The following is a 20,003-nucleotide window of genomic DNA, read 5'->3' on the forward strand; positions in this document are numbered from 1 at the left end:
GAAATTCACTATCTGGAATATGACTTAATCAATTCTCTGGAGAGCGACATGGGTTTTTCTCAGGCAGTCAGCGGCTTAAACGCGGCATCTAATAATCTGGATGTCATCGGCAATAACATCGCTAACTCAGCGACAGTGGGCTTTAAATCCGGTACTGTTACATTTGCCGACATGTTTGCGGGTTCTAAAGTGGGGATGGGTGTTAAAGTTGCATCGGTACTGCAGGATTTTGGCAATGGTACGGTGACGTCGTCTTCACGAGACCTAGATATCGCAATTAGCGGTGGTGGTTTTTACCGCCTGCAAGACACCAATGGCTCGACTTATTACAGCCGTAATGGTCAGTTCATGCTGGATGGTCGTAATATCGTCAACGCGCAGGGTATGCAACTGACGGGTTATCCGGTTGCAGGCACACCACCCGTTGTACAAACGGGTGCTGACCCAGTACCGTTGACTGTTCCTGATGGTGACATGCTGTCGAGTGCGACAACGACGGCTGCTTTGAAAGCAAACCTGAAATCTTCCGATTCGGTTCCAGCAACAGCTTGGGCTACTAATCCTGGCGCAGAAGGCACTTATAACAGCAAAACTGCGCTGACGACCTATGACAGCCAAGGTAACAAGCACGATTTCACACTGTATTTTGTTAAAACGGCGCCCAATACGTGGCAAACCTATGCTCTGGATGGTGCTATAACACCAGTAACATCAGCCTCGTATCAAAATGCAGGAATATTGAATTTTGGGGCGAATGGTGCTTTAGTTTCTCAGTCTTCCACAACGCCGACAGCGGTTCCTGGATTTTCTATTCAAATTGTGGGCACGAATGGTGCTGCTACGAATCGTTTTGTTCTCGACCTAACCGGCAGCATCCAACAAAATACCGAATACAGCTATAAGAGCCCAACTCAGAACGGTTTCGCTCCAGGCTCGCTGACCGGTTTTGCTATCAATGATGATGGTACGATCGAAGGCAGTTACAGTAACGGTCAGAAACAAGCGCTGGGTCAGATCCTGCTGGCTAGCTTTGCCAACCCAGAAGGTTTATCGCCTGAAGGCGATAACGCTTGGTCTGAAACGGCGAGCTCTGGTCAGGCTGTCGTTGGTCTTGCTGGTACCGGAAGTCTGGGTAAACTGATCGGTAAATCTACCGAAAGTTCAAACGTTGACCTGAGTAAAGAGCTGGTCAGCATGATTGTTGCGCAGCGTAATTACCAGTCAAACGCGCAAACGATTAAAACGCAGGATTCCATTCTGCAAACGCTGGTTAGCCTGCGTTAATTATCCTAACGGGGACATTGCATGGATCACGCGATTTATACGGCAATGGGTGGCGCGAGCCAGTCATTGGAAAAGCAGGCGATTACGGCGAACAACTTGTCCAACGCTTCAACACCGGGTTTTCGGGCTCAGCTATCTGCACTGCGCGCTGTGCCGGTCAATGGGGTGACGCTGCCCACCCGAACGCTGGTTGTCGCTTCAACGCCTGGCGCTGACATGACTGAAGGCGTCATGAATTATACTGGTCGTGCAATGGATGTCGCTTTACCGAAAGAAAGCTGGCTTGCTGTGCAAACCGCTGATGGCGGTGAAGCGTACACTCGTAATGGTAATATGGAGATCAACGCGGATGGGCAGTTGACTATCCAGGGGCGTGTTGTGATGGGGGATGGCGGACCGATTGACATTCCTCCTCAAGCCCAAATCAGTATTTCTCCTGATGGTACAATTTCTGCACTGAATGCGGGTGACCCGCCGAATACCATTGCCCAGCTAGGTCGTCTGAAGCTCGTCAAGGCTACCGGACAAGAAGTTGAGCGGTCTGATGACGGATTATTTCGCTTGACGCAACAGGCTCAGCAACAACGTGGTAATGTTCTGCAAAATGATCCCACTGTGCGTATTATGCCGGGTGTGATCGAAGGCAGTAATGTGAACACAGTTGATACGATGGTCGATATGATTGCCAATGCTCGTCGCTTTGAAATGCAGATGAAAATCATTAGTAGCGTCGACGATAATGCACAACGTGCTAATCAGATATTAGCGATGGGTTAAGCGCCGAGTGCGCACAGGAGTGAATAAATGATCCGTTCTTTGTGGATTGCCAAAACTGGGTTGAATGCTCAGCAAACCAATATGGATGTTATTTCCAATAACTTGGCAAATGTCAGCACCAATGGTTTCAAGCGTCAGCGTGCGGTATTTGAAGACTTGATGTATCAAACCATTCGTCAGCCTGGTGCTCAATCTTCAGAGCAAACTATGCTACCGTCCGGTTTACAACTCGGTACTGGGGTTCGCCCAGTATCAACAGAGCGTATCCATACTCAAGGGACATTTTCCGAAACTGGTAATTCGAAAGACGTTGCCATTAAAGGTCAAGGGTTCTTTCAGGTGCAGTTGCCTGATGGTACAACGGCTTACACGCGTGACGGTGCCTTCCAACTTGACGGTAACGGCCAGTTAGTGACGTCCAGTGGTTATCAGGTTCAGCCAGCGATTACTGTTCCAGCGAATGCGACGGAACTGAATATAGGTCGTGACGGTATTGTCAGCGTTAAAGTGCAAGGGCAGGCGGCAACAAACCAGATTGGCCAGTTGACACTGACAACCTTTATTAACGATAGCGGCCTTGAGAGCATGGGCGAAAACCTGTATCTGGAAACCGCGAGCTCTGGCGCGCCGAATGAAACGAACCCAGGTTTAAATGGTGCAGGTCTGCTGTATCAGAAATATGTCGAAACCTCCAACGTCAATGTGGCAGAGGAATTGGTATCGATGATTCAGACTCAGCGTGCTTATGAGATCAACAGTAAAGCCATTTCTTCTTCTGACCAAATGTTGCAGAAATTGACTCAGCTGTAATGGTAGGTAGCCTGCTAATTTCAGGCGCGAGAGCGGGTGCTCTGGTTGCCTGATAGTAGCAATATAGACAGTTAACGAGATAATGATGGCCATAAGCACCCGATGAGTGGGTAGTATGGTTTTGATTTACCCCGTGAATAGGTGAAATAGATTAATTTAAGGCGATATCCGCAGTGATAATGAATGCAAAGTCGGTTATCAAACCACTCCGCCGACACCGTCTGTTGGCATTGATCGCGATGTTAGCACTTAACGGTTGCGCCTATATTCCGCATGATAAAGTTGTCACTGGGCCTACGACTGCTCAGCCTGGATCGCCCGTATTAGCGGGGCCAAATGGTTCTATTTTTCAAACTGTACAGCCGATGAATTATGGTTATCAGCCGATGTTTGAGGATCGTCGCCCACGAAATATTGGCGATACATTGACGATCGTGCTGCAGGAAAATGTGAGCGCGAGTAAAAGTTCGTCTGCCAATGCAAGTCGCGATGGTTCATCCACGTTTGGCCTGACGGCGGTACCGCGCTATCTTGAAGGGCCGTTGGGTAATAACCGAGCCTCCCTGAATGCAACTGGAACAAACGAATTTACTGGGCAAGGTGGTGCGAATGCAAACAACACCTTCAGCGGTACGATTACGGTCACCGTGGGCCAAGTACTCGCTAATGGCAACCTGCAGGTCGTTGGCGAAAAACAAATTGCCATTAATCAGGGAACAGAGTTTATCCGTTTCTCTGGGGTAGTAAATCCGAGAACCATCAGCGGTAATAACTCGGTGCCATCAACGCAGGTTGCGGATGCGCGGATTGAATATGTCGGTAACGGTTATATTAACGAAGCGCAAAACATGGGCTGGTTACAGCGGTTCTTCCTCAATGTTTCTCCGTTCTAAGCTTAAGAGGCCTGCCATGCGGATTGCATCATTTTTCACTGTACTGCTGACGTTACTGACGCTGAATATTGTCCCTGCGTCGGCAGAGAGAATTCGCGATCTGGTGAATATCCAGGGCGTACGCGGTAATGCCTTAATTGGTTACGGTTTAGTGGTTGGCCTAGATGGTTCTGGCGATCAGACCATGCAGACGCCGTTTACCACGCAAAGCTTAACTAACATGCTTTCCCAGTTAGGGATTACCGTTCCTGCTGGAACCAACATGCAGTTGAAGAATGTGGCTGCGGTGATGGTAACGGCGGAGCTCCCGCCTTTTGGCAGATCAGGCCAAAATATTGATGTTGTTGTGTCTTCGCTCGGTAACGCAAAGAGCTTGCGAGGCGGGACGCTGCTGATGACCCCATTGAAAGGGGTAGACAACCAGGTTTATGCACTGGCGCAGGGGAACGTTTTGGTTGGTGGTGCTGGTGCATCCGCTGGTGGGAGCAGTGTTCAGGTTAACCAACTTGCAGGCGGACGAATCAGTAACGGTGCGGTTATTGAGCGGGAGTTACCGAGTACGTTTGGCACGTCAAATACGATAGTACTGCAACTGAAGAATGACGACTTCTCAATGGCGCAGAAAGTCAGCGATGCAATCAATCGTTCTGGATATGGTGGTACAGCGACGCCGCTGGATTCTCGTACCATCCAGGTACTTGCTCCGCATGGCAATAGTTCTCAGGTTCGCTTTTTGGCCGATGTCCAGAATATAGAAGTCAACGTCGGTATTCAGGATGCCAAGGTAATTATTAATTCTCGTACTGGATCTGTTGTGATGAACCGCGATGTTACGCTGGATAGTTGTGCTATCGCCCAGGGTAACCTCTCCGTGACGATCAATCAGCAGGCCAATGTTAGCCAACCTAATACCCCATTTGGCGGTGGTCAGACGGTGGTAACACCGCAGACAGAGATTTCGGTTCAGCAAGCGGGTGGTGCTTTACAGCGTGTCAATTCCAGCGCCAATCTCAACAACGTCGTGCGTGCACTGAATTCTTTGGGCGCGACGCCGATGGAACTGATGTCTATTCTGCAGGCGATGCAAAGTGCTGGCTGCTTGCGTGCCAAACTGGAAATTATCTGATGAGTGATATGCAGACGCTGAATAACGCAGCCTATGATGCGCAATCCCTGAATACGTTGAAGCGTGAAGTTTCAGGCAATCCTCAAAGCAAAGAGGGCATTAGAGCGGTTGCGCAACAAATGGAAGGCGTGTTTGTACAATTGATGATGAAAAGCATGCGTTCAGCGATTCCGCAGGACGGGCTCTTCAACAGCGATCAGACGCGTCTGTATACCTCAATGTATGACCAGCAAATTGCTCAAGAGATCTCAACTAAAGGCAAGGGGCTTGGGCTTGCGGATGTCATGGTTGAGCAATTAACCCGACAATCCCCAGAGGCTACGGCAGCTAAAGCCGCTGTTCCGTCTGTTCCACTAACATTCGATGGTGATGTCCTTAAACGCATGCCAACTGCGGCCGTGGAACAGATGGTACGTAAAGCGCTGCCCAAATTGCCAACGGCGGGCTCAGCGTTGCCGCTATCCGATAGTAATTTTGTGTCTCAGATTTCCTTACCCGCTCAGATTGCCAGCCAGCATAGCGGTATCCCTCATCACCTGATCATCGCTCAGGCTGCGCTTGAATCTGGCTGGGGACAGCGTGAAATCCCTACCGAAGATGGGCGCCCAAGCCACAATCTATTCGGCATTAAGGCCGGCGGCAGTTGGAATGGACCAACCACTGAGATAACCACGACAGAATATGAGCAAGGTGTAGCTAAAAAGGTAAAAGCCAGCTTCAGAGTTTACGATTCCTATATTGAAGCTATTGGCGATTATGTGAAATTGTTGACCAATAACCCACGCTACTCTGCTGTGATGAGTGCCGGAACGGCTGAGCAAGCGGCACATGCATTGCAAAAAGCGGGTTATGCAACGGATCCGCAATATGCTCAGAAACTGGTTAATATGATCCAGCAAATGAAGCATTCAGGTGAGAAAGTGGCAAAAGCTTACACTCATGATTTGAGCCGGCTATTTTGATTTTTTTATTCAAGATTTACGCGCCCTGACCGATAAAGTATTTAACTTATGTGGCGTATTTGCTGCTTTCAGCATTTGGTTAATCGCGCAGGGCGGAAAAGCCTGTGTAAAAGGAACAACACCCTATGTCCAATTTAATTAATACGGCGATGAGTGGCTTAAAAGGTGCACAGGCCGCTCTTAGCACAGTCAGTAACAACATTAGTAATCAAGCTGTTACTGGGTATAGCCGGCAAAATACCATAATTGAACAAGCAATTAGCAGCAGCACATCCGCTGGATATATGGGTAACGGTGTTAATGTTGTTAGCATTGACCGCCAATATAATGAATTTATTACCAACCAGCTACGTTCTGCGCAAACGACAAGCAGTTCAGTTACCGCTTATTACGAGCAGATTTCCAAGATTGATAATCTGCTGGCCAGTAGTACGACTAGCCTGTCATCAACCATACAGGGCTTCTTTTCTAACCTGCAAAATCTCACCAGTAACGCAGGTGATTCGTCGACTCGTCAAACTGTACTGGGCAAAGCTGAAGGGCTGGTAAACCAATTCAAGGTGACGGATAAATATCTGCGTGACATGGACAGTGGGCTGAATACGCAGATTCAAAGTACTGTTGGCCAAATTAATACGTATACCGATCAGATCGCATCGTTAAACAACGAAATCACGAAACTAATGGGCGCAAATAGCGGCACGATGCCTAATGATTTGCTCGATCAGCGCGATGTATTAGTCGATCAACTTAATAAGTTAGTGGGCGTTGATGTCGTTATTCAAGATGGAACGGTTTATAACGTTGCGTTAAAGAATGGTACCAACCTCGTTCAGGCAGGCACAAGCAATCAGCTAGCCGCAATAGGTTCCAGCATCGATCCGACTCGCCTTACCATCGGATATAAAGATCAGACAAACGATATTATCACTTTGAATGAGAGTACATTAACGGGCGGTTCATTAGGCGGATTGCTCTCCTTTCGTTCAGAGACGCTGGATGGGGCACGCAATCAGCTAGGGCAGTTAGCGCTGTCATTTGCTGATGCATTTAATGTTCAACATCAAAAAGGTTATGACCGTGATGGCGTTAAAGGCGGTGATTTCTTCTCTTTTGGTAAAGCGGTTGCCCTGAATGACAGTAAAAACAGTGGTAATGCGGTACTAACACCATCTTATACCGATACCAAAGACGTACAGGCAACTAATTATTCGATTAAATATGATGGCACTGATTGGCAAGTAACGCGTTTGTCTGATAATTCAAAATTTACCGCAGCAGTAACAACCGCAGGGGCTCCGCCTGAGAGCAGTCTGAATTTTGATGGCATCAAAATGAGCATTACAGGGACACCTGCAATGAATGATAGCTTTCTGCTTAAGCCGGTCAATGACGCCATTATTGATATGTCAGTCGCTATTTCCAATCCGAATAAAATTGCAGCAGCATCCGCTTTTGATGAAAATAATAACCCTATTGCTTTTGGCGGTGTGAGTGATAATACCAACGCCAAGGCGCTGTTGGCCCTGCAAAATGAAAAAATAGTAGGTGGAAAAGCGAGTGTTTCCGGCGCATACGCTAGTCTAGTTGGCGCGATTGGTAACCAGACCAACACGCTGAAGATAAATAATACATCGCAGCAAAACGTTGTTAAGCAACTGACGGCAGAACAACAGTCCGTGTCCGGTGTAAACTTGGATGAAGAGTACGGCGATCTGATGCGTTATCAGCAATATTATATGGCAAATGCTCAGGTCATCAAAACAGCACAATCCATATTTGATGCCCTTTTAGCGGCCCGTAGCTAGTTTGACCATTTGATTGAGAGGAATTAATACCATGCGTTTAAGTACTAGCATGATATATCAGCAAAATATGCAAGGCATTATTAATGGTCAGGCGACGTGGCAAAAAACGGGCGAGCAGTTGGCAACGGGCAAGCGTGTCGTAAACCCATCAGATGATCCGATTGCAGCAGCGAATGTTATTATGCTTGGCCAGGCTCAGTCGGAAAACAGCCAATATACGCTAGCACGTACGTTTGCTAAGCAAAGCATGTCATTGGAAGATTCTATATTAGATAAAAGTGTCATCACTATTACCTCTGCCCTAACTGAGGTGATTAGCGGTGGTGGTATTAAGAGTGATGACGATCGGAAATCACATGCCACAGCGTTGCGCGGTATGAAGGCTGAATTATTGAATCTGGCGAATAGCACCGATGGCAATGGCAATTATATTTTTGGCGGTTATGAAACAGATAAAATTCCTTTTGTTGAGGGAGCTACAGGCGTTAACTATGTCGGCGGAGATAAAGCGATTTCACAGCGTGTCGATGCTGCTAGAGATATGAATGTCAGCCATGTCGGTTCTGCAGTTTTCCGTGAGGTAACGGGAGACGCGAAGAAAGAACCTGATGGCACTGTTCAATCGGATTTGTTTGAAACGCTGGACATTGCAATTAAGGCGCTTGAAACCCCGCTTGATGGGGCTGATGATGCAACCAAAGCCGGTGTTGCTGCTGCAATGGATACGGCCAATCGCGGTTTAAACAATACGCTAAATAATGTTTCTGCCGTTCGTGCAGAGTTAGGGATTCAGCTTAATGAGATTGATAATCTTGATGCAATTGGTAAAGATCGCGATGTGACAAATAAAGCGACATTATCACAGTTGCAGGATACAGACTGGTATGAGGCGATTTCATCCTACATCATGCAGCAGTCTTCTCTGCAGGCCTCTTATACGGCTTTCCAGAATATGCAAGGAATGTCGTTATTCCAGATGAGATAGTAGTCATAGACGATATTTTTTCTATACTACTTTACGGTTTGAATACGCTTAAACCGGGCGTATTTTTTAGGCGTGTCACTCCTTTTATTATATTGAATGGATGACATGCCATTTTTTATTCCCCTAACATCCTCAATTCCCTCTGACATTCTCTTTTATATAACGCCTATTATTTTAGTGCATGGGCTGTTTTAGTGCATCGCTATCTGATGCACTTTCCTGGCGCAATTTTGAAAAAATCACAGCGTCGTATAGCCATAGGACGAGCTACAGTAGCAAACTGTAAAGATGTTGGAGGGAATAAATATATGCACTTGGTGTCCGTATTGGCCTCACTTCGACCACTACGGATTGATATAGGGAACGGCTAAGAACTTGATAGTTGAGTGAGAATGTCAGCGAGTAAATCGAATACTTCGCTGAATAAATGCTCTGCGAAGGGGGGGACCAGTGGAAGCAATAAACCTAACGTCATGATTCCCACCGTGAGAGTAATCGGGAAGCCAACGACAAATATCGAGAGTTGGGGGGCCATACGGTTAAGCATGCCTAATGCCAGGTTGATGGTCAGTAATAGCGTTATGATGGGCAATGCCAACATCAGTCCGTTAATAAAGATTAACCCGCCAGCGCGCGCAAGAGCAAGAAAGGCATGACTGTTAATCGGATTAACACTGACGGGCAGAGTATAGAAACTATCTGCTAATAACGAAATCAGCCAGAGGTGCCCATCAAAGGTTAAGAACAATAGTATCGCGAGAATATTCATGAAACGGGCAATTATTGGCATGTTCGGGCCACCAGTGGGATCAAAGAAGGTCGCAAAAGCGAGTCCCATTTGTAAGCCAATGAGTTCGCCAGCATGGCGAATAGCGGCAAATGCTAACTGCATTGACAGGCCGAGCGTAACACCGATGAGAATTTGCTGTATTAACAGCCATACGCCCATGACGGAAAAAATAGGCGTGGTATTTAACGGTAAATAGGGCGCAACAAGCAGGGTAATCATTACGCCCAAACCGATTTTTACCCGATTGCCAATTGCTCTTTCGTTAAAGACCGGTGCGGTGCTGAGCAGTGCGAGAATTCTGACAAAAGGCCAGAAAAACTGACTGACCCAATTCATCATGTCCCAACTGTTAAACGTCAGCATGCTTACCCAATAATGTTAGGTAACTGGCCGAATAGCGTACGCATATAGTCCAGCATGAGGTTTAACATCCAGGGGCCAGCGATCACTAAGGTGAAGAATACCGTTAGGATTTTAGGGATAAACGACAGCGTCATTTCGTTTATCTGAGTGGCTGCCTGCAGGAGACTGATAAGCAGCCCGCTGAGTAGTGCTGCCATCAACGGAGGCGCCGCCAACGCCAATGCTACCTTCATTGCCTCATAGCCAAGTGCCATCACCGATTCTGGTGTCATCGTCGCATTCCTCTCTTCGTCTAACTATAAAAACTCTGCGCTAATGAACCGAGTAGCAACTGCCAGCCATCGACTAATACGAAAAGCATGAGTTTAAAAGGCAATGAAATGGTTGCCGGAGGAACCATCATCATCCCCAGTGCCATCAATACGCTGGCAACAACGAGGTCAATGATGAGGAAAGGAATAAACACGGTGAAACCAATTTGGAAAGCAGTTTTTAGCTCACTTGTCACGAATGCGGGGAGAAGTACACGCATGGGCACCGCTTCAGGTCCCTGGATCTCTGGAATTTCTGCCAGCCGGGTAAACAACGCCAAATCGGTTTCCCTAGTCTGCCGCAGCATAAATTCACGTACAGGTTCCGCGCCACGCTCGATGGCGATTTCCATGCTGATTTTATCCTGACTGAAGGGAAGATAGGCTTCGTCATAAACGCGGTTTAATACGGGTGACATGACAAAAAATGTCAGGAAAAGGGTCAATCCGAGTAATATCTGGTTCGGTGGTGCGGTTGGTGTACCCAGCGCATTGCGTAACAAGCTCAGTACAATAATGATTCGGGTGAAGCTGGTCATCATTAACAATGCAGCAGGAAGAAATGTTAATGACGTAAGGAAAACCAGCGTCTGTACGGATAGCGTCCAGCTCTGTCCACCGTTAGGTAGAGGTTGCGTCACAATACCAGGAAGCTGTGCCCACACCGATGGTGCCATAAACAATAGACCAATGGCGAAAGCGTAGCGCAGTGTGCGAAGCAGGAAGGTGATACGAAAATAATTAGACAAGGCACTCATTCCGATTTTTCCGGACGCTTTAAAACTTTCTTTAACAGTTGATTGAAATCTACCGGCTTGGTGTCACCAGTTGAGGAACTGTCGTTGGTGGCTTGTGCTGTAAGTGTATGCAGCGGTGTGATTTGCTGAGCCGTAACACCTAACACCAGCCAGGTATTATCAACTTCTACAATAACGACACGTTCACGCTGCCCAACTGAGCAACTAGATACGACTTTTAGCAACTTGTTTTGCTTGGCTTGAGGAGCAAAGCCGAGTTTGCGAGCTAGCCAGGCAATCAGCAGAATAAATAATAAAACACCAGCGAGCACACTACCAACCTGTGTCAGTAACATGCTGCCGGTAAGTGGTGGCTCAGTAACAAGTGTTGACTGTTGACTTGCTACTGGGGCCGGAGAGGATATCGAGGCTATTGCCATTAACGACTCAGGCGACGCATACGTTCGGATGGCGTGATGATATCTGTAATACGGACACCGTACTTGTCAGATACCACAACCACCTCGCCTTGGGCGATGAGATAGCCATTAATCAGGATATCTAACGGTTCACCTGCTAAGCCATCAAGTGCAACAACAGAGCCCTGAGTCAGGCGCAGTAATTCTTTTATTGTCATTTTAGTCCGGCCAAGCTCAACGGTGAGTTTGACAGGGATGTCCAATATCAGGTCGATATCCTGCAGAGCACCCAACGGATCATGACCATCTAGCGCCTTAAAAATACCTTCCGTTGTCGGGGCCGGTTTTTCTGCAGCCTGCTGCTCGTTAAATGCATCAGCCCACAGATCGTCCACTGATTCCTTGTCGTCGGACGGCTTCTTGGTGTCACTCATGGGGCTGTTCCTCGTTATCCAGAGAATTCAATATAGGGTTAATCAAATGTTCAACACGCAGGGCATATTGCCCGTTCAATGTGCCATATTGGCTGGTCAGCACGGGCACGCCGTCAACATGAGCGACTATTTTATCAGGTTTGTCGATCGGTAAGACATCGCCGGGCTGTAGCTTCAGAATCTTGGAGAGGCGCAGCGGAATATCAACAAAGCTTGCAACTAATTCCAATTCAGAATGTTGTACCTGCTTGGCTAAGGTGTCCCGCCAGCTCTGATCTTCCTGGCGTGAGTTTTCCAATGGCGGGTTGGCGAGCAATTCGCGCAACGGCTCGATCATTGAAAAAGGAATACAGATGTTAAATTCACCCGTCAGCGAACCGATTTCAACATGAAACGGTGTCGTCACGACGATATCATTAGGTGACGTTGTGATGTTGGTAAACTTGACCTGCATTTCTGAACGCACGTATTCGATGTCAAGTTTGTAAATCGCATTCCAAGCTTCGCCATAGGCTTCCAGAGCCAGGCGTAACATACGTTTGATTACTCTTTGCTCTGTGTGGGTGAATTCGCGGCCTTCTACTTTCGTCGGAAAACGTCCGTCACCGCCAAAAAGGTTATCTACAGCGATAAACACCAGGCTCGGAGAAAACACAAACAATGCAGTACCGCGTAGCGGTTTTAAGTGGATAAGGTTCAGGTTTGTCGGTACCGGAAGGTTCCTGGCAAACTCATGATAAGGCTGGATCTTAATTCCACCCACGGTAATATCGGGGCTGCGACGCAACAGGTTAAACAATGCCATTCTGAATTGGCGTGCGAAACGTTCATTAATAATTTCTAATGCCTGTAAACGCTCACGAATAACGCGTCGCTGAGTGTTCGGATCATAGGGTTTAACGTCCCCGTCCGTTTTTGATGTCGCATTGTTATCAGCGTCGCTGTCGCCGCTGTCGCCATTCAATAGTGCATCAATTTCTGCTTGTGAAAGAATACTATCGCCCATAATGGTTACCGCAGTATAAAGGCCGTGAACAGAACATCAGTAACGACCTGGTTAGGTTGACCAGGAACTAATGGTGGGCTTAGCACTTGCTTAATTTGCTCTATCAACTTTTGCTTACCTTGCTCATTGGCAAGCGCAATCGCGTCCTGACGAGAAAGCAGTAATAATAGTCTGCTGCGAACTTCTGGTAGATAATTCGTAAACCGTGTACGCGTGGCTTCATCGGGTAACCGCAGCGTGAATCCAACATATAACACGCGATCAGGGTCATTATCTGCATTGACGAGATTAACGGTAAAGGTATCCAGTGGCATGAAAACAGGCTCTGGCGGTGGCGGCGCTTCCTGCTCAGCCGTTGCTGCGTTTTTCTGATTTAATAGCCACCAGGCGGCGCCCGCAGCGCCAGCCGCAGCGAGAGCAACGATAATCAGTAGTATTAGCCAAAAAGACCGTTTACGTCCTGGTTTAACTTGCATATCAGACATAGCTAAAGAGATTTCCCGTTACTTATCGATATTTACTGTCGGATGAAACCAACAATAAATAAATGCGTAATGTCGATGATTATCCTGCCTATTGCTATGTTCAATACAGAGAATAGGCAGGGAAAACCGTGCTAACTTGTTCGTTTACTTCAGTTTCAGGCAAAGATATCAACGCCGTTGACGGATGATGCCATTGATCTTAACGGTTCTGGTACGTCTAATAATTCACTGGTGCTTTCTGATGAATGGCTAAATTGTTGTTGGTAAGACGGCCCACGATTATTGCCATCGTTGTTATTACCCGCCATTTGCTGCTGCCAGGCAGAGGAATCACTGCCTACGCTGCTCTGACCAAGGTTAATTCCGCTTTCTGCCATTGCATTACGCAGGTGAGGCAGCGCAGCTTCCAGCGCTGAGCGAACCTGACCGCTTGCTGAAGCCAGATGAATTTGAGCTTGGTTATCATCAATTTTTAGACTGATGTGCAGAGCACCCAATTCCTGTGGGTTCAAACGTAACTCTACGGTCTGTTGACCATTACGGCTGAACATAATAATTTGCTGGCCCAATGCGTCTTGCCATTGCGGTGAGCCAAAGGGAGCGTTCAGTTGCGCACTCGCTGCCTGAGGGGATGACGTGGCAGTTCCCACCGATGCTGGCTGGATAGGCATCGCCTGTGCCACAGGTGGCGTAGTTTGAGACGCGCCGTTGCCTAAGGTCGAGACTGATTCAGACACATTGCGATCGCCTGCAAGGGAATTTGGCGTCGTTAGCGCAAACTTTGCAGCCTCATCCGTAGATTCGGTTGTTGCTGATGAGGTTTGCTTGGCTGCATGATGCAGATCGCGTGATATACCTGCATCTTTATCTGGCGTCACTGACGTGTCGAGTAATGTTGCCAATGTGCCTCTAGTACTTTCACCCGTAGTGTTTAGTACTGGTGCGGGCGCTTCATTCTGGCGTTTAGCATCAATGAGTCCTGGAATGTTTAAACCTGCATTAACGGCAGTTGCTGCAGTGCTATCAGCGGCAGGTTGTATAGGAAGCGGCGTTGACTGCAACATGGCAAGCAGTGCCTGCACGGCGATAGTGTCCTCTGCGGTGCTGTCACCTTCTTTTTTGTCCAGGTTTTTAAACTTCGCTTGCTCTACAATTTCTGGATTTTGCTGACCCGCTGTAATCGTTGCGCCCGTGAGAGAACTGAAGGAAGAAAGCAGCGCGTTTAAATCGTCTCGGCTAAGCGACGCATTATCTTTCCCTAACGCGCTTAGCAAAGCTTCTTTCTCTACTTTATCGAACGTTTTCTTACCCGAGGCATCATCGGCTACTTGTGATATACGTTTGCTCAACAGATCAACAAAATCTTTTGGCAGCTCACCCTGTGTCAGTAATGAAGCAGAAGAACTGCTTGTATCACTGGCCGTGGTAGCTATAGGTAACGCGGACAGATTCATGATTCTGCTTTCCTCTGTGAGGCCCGTTGGGCAAATTCATCCATTTGTTTTTGTTCTATTTTATTTTCTTTGGCAAGCTGTCTTGTCAGTTCACGATCCTGCAGTTTTTCAAATGCGTTCAAGCGCTGCTGTTTTTCTTGCCAGGTCTTCATGGCTAAATCTAAACGTGATGTCCACTGCGAGAGCTGTTGCCTGTGTTGCTCAATTGCACTGTCCAGCGTTCGGATGAACTGCTGATAATTCTGCCAGCTATTATTCGCCATACCAGAGGACATCGTCGAGTTCAATTTTTGGCGATAGTCATCCTGATAGTTTAACAGCATATTGAGTTGCTGCTCGGCCTGTTGATGTGCTTGACGCACTTGACCCAACTGACCAGCAGCTTTCTCAACGTCCTTCTGCGCCAGTTCGCGTAGTGTAACCAGCGGTGACTGGGTTTTCATCTGCTCTCCTACTCGTTACGAGGGAAAATAGTGTGCAACGCTTGGCAGGACTCTTCATAGTTACTTTGTTCAAACATCCCCTGCTGCAAGAAGGCTTCCAGATGCGGGTATAGCCGAATTGCTTTGTCAAGCATAGGGTCACTGCCTGCCGCATAGGCACCAACACTGACTAGATCACGGTTACGTTGGTAGCTGGATAGTAACTGTTTAAATTGCCTTACAGAAGCATAATGCCCTTCATCGATCAGCGATGTCATTGCGCGACTAATTGATGCTTCAATATCAATTGCTGGGTAATGACCGGACTCAGCTAATTGACGTGACAGCACGATATGTCCGTCAAGGATGGCACGTGCGGAATCAGCAATAGGATCCTGCTGATCGTCACCTTCTGTTAGAACAGTATAGAAAGCGGTGACTGAACCACCTCCATGAATACCATTACCTGCGCGCTCTACTAGCGCAGGTAATTTAGCGAAAACAGAAGGGGGATAACCCTTGGTTGCCGGCGGTTCGCCAATCGCTAACGCAATTTCACGCTGTGCCATGGCATAACGCGTGAGAGAATCCATGATGAGCAGCACGTGATGCCCGCGATCGCGAAAATCTTCAGCAATACGCGTGGCATACGCGGCTCCTTGCATCCTTAATAATGGAGAAACATCAGCCGGTGCAGCAATAACGACGGAACGCGCTCGTCCTTCCGCTCCCAGGATATTCTCGATAAAGTCTTTCACTTCTCGGCCGCGTTCACCGATAAGGCCGACAACGATGACATCTGCCTGAGTATAGCGCGCCATCATCCCCAAAAGCACACTTTTACCGACACCTGAACCTGCAAACAGGCCCATTCGCTGCCCCCGACCCACGGTGAGCAAGGCATTGATGGCCCGAACACCCACGTCCAGAACACTGTCGATTGGTGTTCTCTGTAATGGGTTGAACGGCGGCGTAATGAGTGGTGCGCGATAACCTGTATCCGGCGCGGGTAAACCATCCAACGGTTTTGCGCTACCATCCAGCACTCGACCCAGTAATTCAGGGCCTAAAGGCAATTGCTTTCCCTGACTGCTGCTGTCTTGGCCGACACGGGCATAAACACGCGCTCCGGGCGTAATACCTTCAACTTCTTCTAGTGGCATAAGAAAGAGTTTTTGCCCATTGAAACCGACAACTTCGCTTTCTATTTCTTCAACCTGAGAACCATTCTGCCGTTCGATAAGGCAGGTCGCGCCCAGAGGCATGTGCAACCCTGTCGCTTCCAACACCAAACCTGTCGCACGCGTTAAGCGGCCGTAACGACGCACCGAGGGGGTGTCATCAATACGCTTCTCAAATGCATCAAGAGAAGAGAGCCAGCGCCCGAGGCGTGAAGTCATTATAATTCCCCTGGGGCAGCTAAACGGCAAAGTTCATGCCAGCGTGTTGCCAGACTGGCATCCAGATCGCCTTCTTCTGCACTCACTTTGCAACCACCTGGATGGAGCTGGCTATCAGCAAGCAATCTCCAGCCATGTAGGCTGAGTGTCGGGCCCAAATATTGTTCAACGCGTTCCAGATCGGAAGGATGGACGCGCAATTGTGTTTTACCTGAGAACATAGGCTCTTGCTGAATCAATTGCTGTATCTGGCTGAGCAAAGCATTGCCGTCACACACTGGAGGTTGTCCCAAGATTTGCTTGGCTGCGGTCAACGCCAACTGCATCAGGCGAGCTGGGATAACACTGTCGAGTGTATCCAACGTCTGTTGGAATTCGGTGACCATCTGCTGCATCTGTTCAATGACCGGCTGTTGCTGCTGCAAGGCATTTTGCAAACCCTGCTGTTGCCCCTGTGCTAATCCTTCCTGATAACCTGCGTCATAGCCTTGTTGATGACCCTGTGCAAACCCGGCTTCTCGTGCCTGTTGCATTGCACTTTCACGCAGAGATGCCAGCTCATCCTCGAAGGTAGGAATGGTGTTCTCTTCATTGAAATGAACCATGTCAGACACGTCGGGTGCATCATTTGTCTCATATGCTGGCATGTTTTTTGAAATTGGTTCAGCCAAATCATTGAGCTTCCAAGGCTCCCAGGCCAGATTTTTTGGGGCATTAGACATAGGCATCCTCGCCGCCACCAATAATCATCTCGCCGCTGTCTGCCAGTCGGCGAACGATAAGCAGAATGGCTTTCTGTTCGTTTTCGACCTGCGACATACGTACTGGACCGCGTGTCGAGAGATCGTCGCGAAGAATTTCTGCCGCACGCTGAGACATATTGCGCAGGAATTTTTCGCGCAAAGGTTCTTCTGCGCCTTTCAATGCCAACAGCAAAGACTCGGATTCCACTTCTTGCAGAAGACGCTGGATGCTGCGGTCGTCCACCTCGACCAAATTTTCGAACAGGAACATTTCGTCGATAATTTTTTGTGCCAGTTCGCCATCGAACTCGCGTACCGCATCGATAACGGCTTCTTCCTGTTGAGTTTTCATCAGGTTGATAATTTCTGCCGCAGTACGAACACCACCCATCTTGCTGCGTTTGAGGTTCTGACCATCCAGCAAGCCATTCAGAACGTCTGTCAGTTCTGCTAATGCAGAAGGTTGAACGCCACCGAAGGTCGCGATACGTAGCATAACGTCGTGGCGAAGACGTTCGTCAAACAGGGCTAAGATATCGGCAGCTTGAGCGCGTTTCAGGTGAACGAGGATTGTTGCGATAATCTGTGGGTGCTCGTCGCGAATAAGGTCTGCGGCAATCTGCGGCTCCATGAAGTTGAGCGTTTCCATTCCACTCGTGGAGTCGCGGCTTTCCAGAATATCTTCTAGCAGGCTAGAGGCGCGCTCTTCACCAAGGGCTTTGACAAGCACTGAGCGAAGGTAGTCACCCGCATTCACACTGAGCGCAGCATATTGCTCTGAGTCAGCCTCAAACTCCCTCAGGATTTCGAGCAACTGCTGTTGCGATACCTGCCTCATATTCGCCATTGCAGAACTAAGATGTTGTACTTCTTTAGCCGAAAGATGAGTAAATACTTCTGCGGCGCGGTCTTCACCAATGGTCATCAATAAGATGGCGCTTTTTTCTGTTCCTGTCAGGTTCATAGTTCAGTACTCATCCATTGACGAATTACTAGAGCGACAACGCGTGGATCGTTCTCTGCCATTTCACGTATGCGGTTACTTTGCATCTCTGCATTGACGCGTTGCTGCGATTTCCGCTGTTGCTCAATTTCTGAGCTGCTCAGGTTGACCATAACATCGCTGTCTGCACCTTGAGACAGCGTCGCTGCTGCCAGTGCCGCTTCTTGTTGCTGTGCTTTTCTCTGCAACTGCGGACGTACCAGTTTACGCCACAGGATCCAGGCGACGATCAGAACCAGCAGCCAACGGCCTGCTTCGATCAAGAGATCGAAGAATACTTGTTTTTGCCAGAAGGGGAGTTCTCCAGTCCCATCGGTACTATCCATAAATGGCGTGTTAACGACATTTAAGGTATCCCCACGTTCGGCAGAGAAGCCCATTGCTTCCCGTGCTACCGTTTCAATCTGTTTGATCTGCTCTTCCGTCAGTGCAACTGGCTTGCCATCCTCCCCCGGGGGCTGATAGTTAACAATAACCGCTGCAGACAAGCGCTTCACACCACCGGTACTGTGTTTGGTGTGTAAAATGGTCTTGTCGACTTCATAGTTGGTGGTTGCATCATTGCGAACATTTGATGTTTGAATAACGGTATTCGCATTTGCCGCATTGTTTGGGTTCTGCTGGCCTGCCTGATTATTTGTATTGGCGTTGGCATTATTTGGCGGCGTCGCAATGGGGGCTGTGGGTGCGGGTGCTGGCTGATTGGTTAGTGCACCAGGAACGCCACCGACGTTAGGGCCCCCTCTTTGCTCACTCTGGCTGGTTTGCTGAGAGCGAACAGCCGCTTTATCTGGCGGTTGATTGGGTTGATATTGCTCATCAGTTTGTTCGCGAGCAGAGAAATCGATTTGCGCGGTGACTTGGGCATGTACGTTACCCATGCCAACCATTGGCGCGATAATTGACTCGATGCGGCGTTGGTACATCGCCTCGATTTCGTTGCTATACTTCAGTTGCGCAGCATTCAGGTCGCGGCCGCTGCCGCCAGCTTGGGTTAATAGGCGTCCGGTCTGATCGACGACCGTAACATTGTCCGGTGGCAGGCCAGCAACACTGCTGGAAACCATATAAACAATGGAATTGATTTGCCCTTCATCTAATGCACGACCAGGCTGTAATGTCAGTGTGACAGAAGAAGAGGGGGCTTTTTGCTCACGAACGAACAGCGAAGGCTTTGGTATGGCAAGATGAACTCGCGCATTCTGAACAGGGCCGAGCGTTTCTATCGTTCTGGACAGTTCACCTTCCAACGCACGCTGGTAATTAATTTGCTCGCTGAATTGGCTGATGCCAAATTTTTCCTGATCGAGCAATTCAAAGCCAACGGCGCCACCTTTTGGCAGCCCTAATTGAGCCAGTCGGAGTCGTGTCTCATAGACATTTGCAGCAGGGATCATGATCGCCCCACCGCTTTCCGCAAAACGATAAGGGATATTCAGCTTCGTTAATTCACTGACAATCGCACCGCCATCGCGGTCATTTATATTGCTGTAAAGCACTCGATAGTCTGGACCTTTGGCCCATAGCGTCAACGCAACAACGATCGCAATAGTGGCCGCCGCTGCGATCAATAGCGGAATTTTCGGATTGGCGCGTAACCGGTTGAGTATTTCGCCAAAGCTATTTTTACCGGTAGCGGCGCCGGTGAATGAGGCGTTCATACTCTATCTCTGCTTGGTTGTTGAACGATATACTTAACGTTGTGACGTGACAAAACAGAACTCCCTGATTGCGCAATCAATAAAACATTTCCCCTACATTTGCGGGCATGTCATTATTTTCCGTAAAAGA

At 48.4% G+C, this 20,003-nt stretch carries 21 protein-coding genes; 8 read left to right on the forward strand and 13 right to left on the reverse strand.

Going from position 1 to position 20,003, the window contains the following annotated elements:
- Positions 1–48: 48 nt before the first annotated feature.
- The 8 genes from flgE to flgL all read left to right on the forward strand — a co-directional run bounded on the left by flgE (position 49) and on the right by flgL (position 8,645).
- Positions 49–1,284 (forward strand): flagellar hook protein FlgE, encoded by a 1,236-nt coding sequence (flgE, locus tag IG609_RS07510; protein ID WP_193400370.1) that lies wholly within the window; start codon positions 49–51, stop codon positions 1,282–1,284.
- Between the two features lie 21 nt (positions 1,285–1,305).
- The gene (locus IG609_RS07515; RefSeq protein ID WP_193399076.1) at positions 1,306–2,061 is read left to right on the forward strand and encodes a flagellar basal body rod protein FlgF; all 756 of its coding nucleotides are present in this window, start codon (positions 1,306–1,308) and stop codon (positions 2,059–2,061) included.
- Between the two features lie 27 nt (positions 2,062–2,088).
- The gene (flgG, locus tag IG609_RS07520; protein WP_011093286.1) at positions 2,089–2,871 is read left to right on the forward strand and encodes a flagellar basal-body rod protein FlgG; all 783 of its coding nucleotides are present in this window, start codon (positions 2,089–2,091) and stop codon (positions 2,869–2,871) included.
- Positions 2,872–3,050: 179 nt separating this feature from the next.
- A complete protein-coding gene (flgH, locus tag IG609_RS07525) occupies positions 3,051–3,764 on the forward strand; it encodes a flagellar basal body L-ring protein FlgH (protein ID WP_039545081.1) in 714 nt (237 codons plus the stop codon).
- 16 nt (positions 3,765–3,780) lie between these two features.
- Complete coding sequence (locus IG609_RS07530) at positions 3,781–4,890, forward strand: flagellar basal body P-ring protein FlgI (protein WP_039545079.1); 1,110 nt, start codon at positions 3,781–3,783, stop codon at positions 4,888–4,890.
- Positions 4,890–5,852 (forward strand): flagellar assembly peptidoglycan hydrolase FlgJ, encoded by a 963-nt coding sequence (gene flgJ / locus IG609_RS07535; protein WP_193399077.1) that lies wholly within the window; start codon positions 4,890–4,892, stop codon positions 5,850–5,852. Before IG609_RS07530 ends, flgJ begins: the two co-directional genes overlap by 1 nt.
- Positions 5,853–5,977: 125 nt before the next feature.
- Positions 5,978–7,660: a flagellar hook-associated protein FlgK gene (gene flgK, locus IG609_RS07540; RefSeq protein ID WP_193400372.1), complete on the forward strand. Its 1,683-nt coding sequence runs from the start codon at positions 5,978–5,980 to the stop codon at positions 7,658–7,660.
- Between the two features lie 31 nt (positions 7,661–7,691).
- Positions 7,692–8,645, forward strand: a complete 954-nt coding sequence (flgL, locus tag IG609_RS07545) for a flagellar hook-associated protein FlgL (RefSeq protein ID WP_193399079.1) — start codon at positions 7,692–7,694, stop codon at positions 8,643–8,645.
- Positions 8,646–9,012: 367 nt separating this feature from the next.
- Here flgL and fliR read toward each other — a convergent pair whose 3' ends face one another.
- The 13 genes from fliR to fliF form a co-directional block, all read right to left on the reverse strand.
- The gene (fliR, locus tag IG609_RS07550) at positions 9,013–9,798 is read right to left on the reverse strand and encodes a flagellar biosynthetic protein FliR (RefSeq protein ID WP_193399080.1); all 786 of its coding nucleotides are present in this window, start codon (positions 9,796–9,798) and stop codon (positions 9,013–9,015) included.
- Positions 9,799–9,800: 2 nt separating this feature from the next.
- A complete protein-coding gene (gene fliQ / locus IG609_RS07555; RefSeq protein ID WP_010279609.1) occupies positions 9,801–10,070 on the reverse strand; it encodes a flagellar biosynthesis protein FliQ in 270 nt (89 codons plus the stop codon).
- 20 nt (positions 10,071–10,090) lie between these two features.
- Entirely contained in the window at positions 10,091–10,867 is a 777-nt protein-coding gene (fliP, locus tag IG609_RS07560) for a flagellar type III secretion system pore protein FliP (protein ID WP_116186175.1), read from the reverse strand.
- Positions 10,864–11,286, reverse strand: a complete 423-nt coding sequence (fliO, locus tag IG609_RS07565; protein WP_193399081.1) for a flagellar biosynthetic protein FliO — start codon at positions 11,284–11,286, stop codon at positions 10,864–10,866. The genes fliP and fliO overlap by 4 nt, the downstream gene beginning before the upstream one ends.
- Positions 11,286–11,699 carry a flagellar motor switch protein FliN gene (gene fliN / locus IG609_RS07570; protein WP_193399082.1) on the reverse strand — a complete coding sequence of 138 codons (414 nt, stop codon included), beginning with the start codon at positions 11,697–11,699 and terminating at the stop codon, positions 11,286–11,288. Before fliN ends, fliO begins: the two co-directional genes overlap by 1 nt.
- Positions 11,692–12,705: a flagellar motor switch protein FliM gene (gene fliM, locus IG609_RS07575; protein WP_102118448.1), complete on the reverse strand. Its 1,014-nt coding sequence runs from the start codon at positions 12,703–12,705 to the stop codon at positions 11,692–11,694. Before fliM ends, fliN begins: the two co-directional genes overlap by 8 nt.
- 5 nt (positions 12,706–12,710) lie before the next feature.
- Positions 12,711–13,190 carry a flagellar basal body-associated protein FliL gene (fliL, locus tag IG609_RS07580; protein ID WP_102118449.1) on the reverse strand — a complete coding sequence of 160 codons (480 nt, stop codon included), beginning with the start codon at positions 13,188–13,190 and terminating at the stop codon, positions 12,711–12,713.
- 155 nt (positions 13,191–13,345) lie between these two features.
- Positions 13,346–14,644, reverse strand: coding sequence for a flagellar hook-length control protein FliK (locus IG609_RS07585; protein WP_193400373.1), 1,299 nt, complete (start codon positions 14,642–14,644; stop codon positions 13,346–13,348).
- Positions 14,641–15,087 carry a flagellar export protein FliJ gene (fliJ, locus tag IG609_RS07590; RefSeq protein ID WP_010279625.1) on the reverse strand — a complete coding sequence of 149 codons (447 nt, stop codon included), beginning with the start codon at positions 15,085–15,087 and terminating at the stop codon, positions 14,641–14,643. The genes IG609_RS07585 and fliJ overlap by 4 nt, the downstream gene beginning before the upstream one ends.
- An 8-nt stretch (positions 15,088–15,095) precedes the next feature.
- Positions 15,096–16,466 (reverse strand): flagellar protein export ATPase FliI, encoded by a 1,371-nt coding sequence (fliI, locus tag IG609_RS07595; RefSeq protein ID WP_102118452.1) that lies wholly within the window; start codon positions 16,464–16,466, stop codon positions 15,096–15,098.
- Positions 16,466–17,188, reverse strand: a complete 723-nt coding sequence (gene fliH, locus IG609_RS07600) for a flagellar assembly protein FliH (protein ID WP_193399084.1) — start codon at positions 17,186–17,188, stop codon at positions 16,466–16,468. The genes fliI and fliH overlap by 1 nt, the downstream gene beginning before the upstream one ends.
- Positions 17,181–18,173, reverse strand: coding sequence for a flagellar motor switch protein FliG (gene fliG, locus IG609_RS07605; RefSeq protein WP_116162528.1), 993 nt, complete (start codon positions 18,171–18,173; stop codon positions 17,181–17,183). Before fliG ends, fliH begins: the two co-directional genes overlap by 8 nt.
- Positions 18,170–19,873, reverse strand: a complete 1,704-nt coding sequence (gene fliF, locus IG609_RS07610) for a flagellar basal-body MS-ring/collar protein FliF (RefSeq protein ID WP_193400375.1) — start codon at positions 19,871–19,873, stop codon at positions 18,170–18,172. The genes fliG and fliF overlap by 4 nt, the downstream gene beginning before the upstream one ends.
- Positions 19,874–20,003 lie beyond the last annotated feature (130 nt).

The organism is Pectobacterium quasiaquaticum, from assembly GCF_014946775.2.
Lineage (GTDB): Bacteria > Pseudomonadota > Gammaproteobacteria > Enterobacterales > Enterobacteriaceae > Pectobacterium > Pectobacterium aquaticum.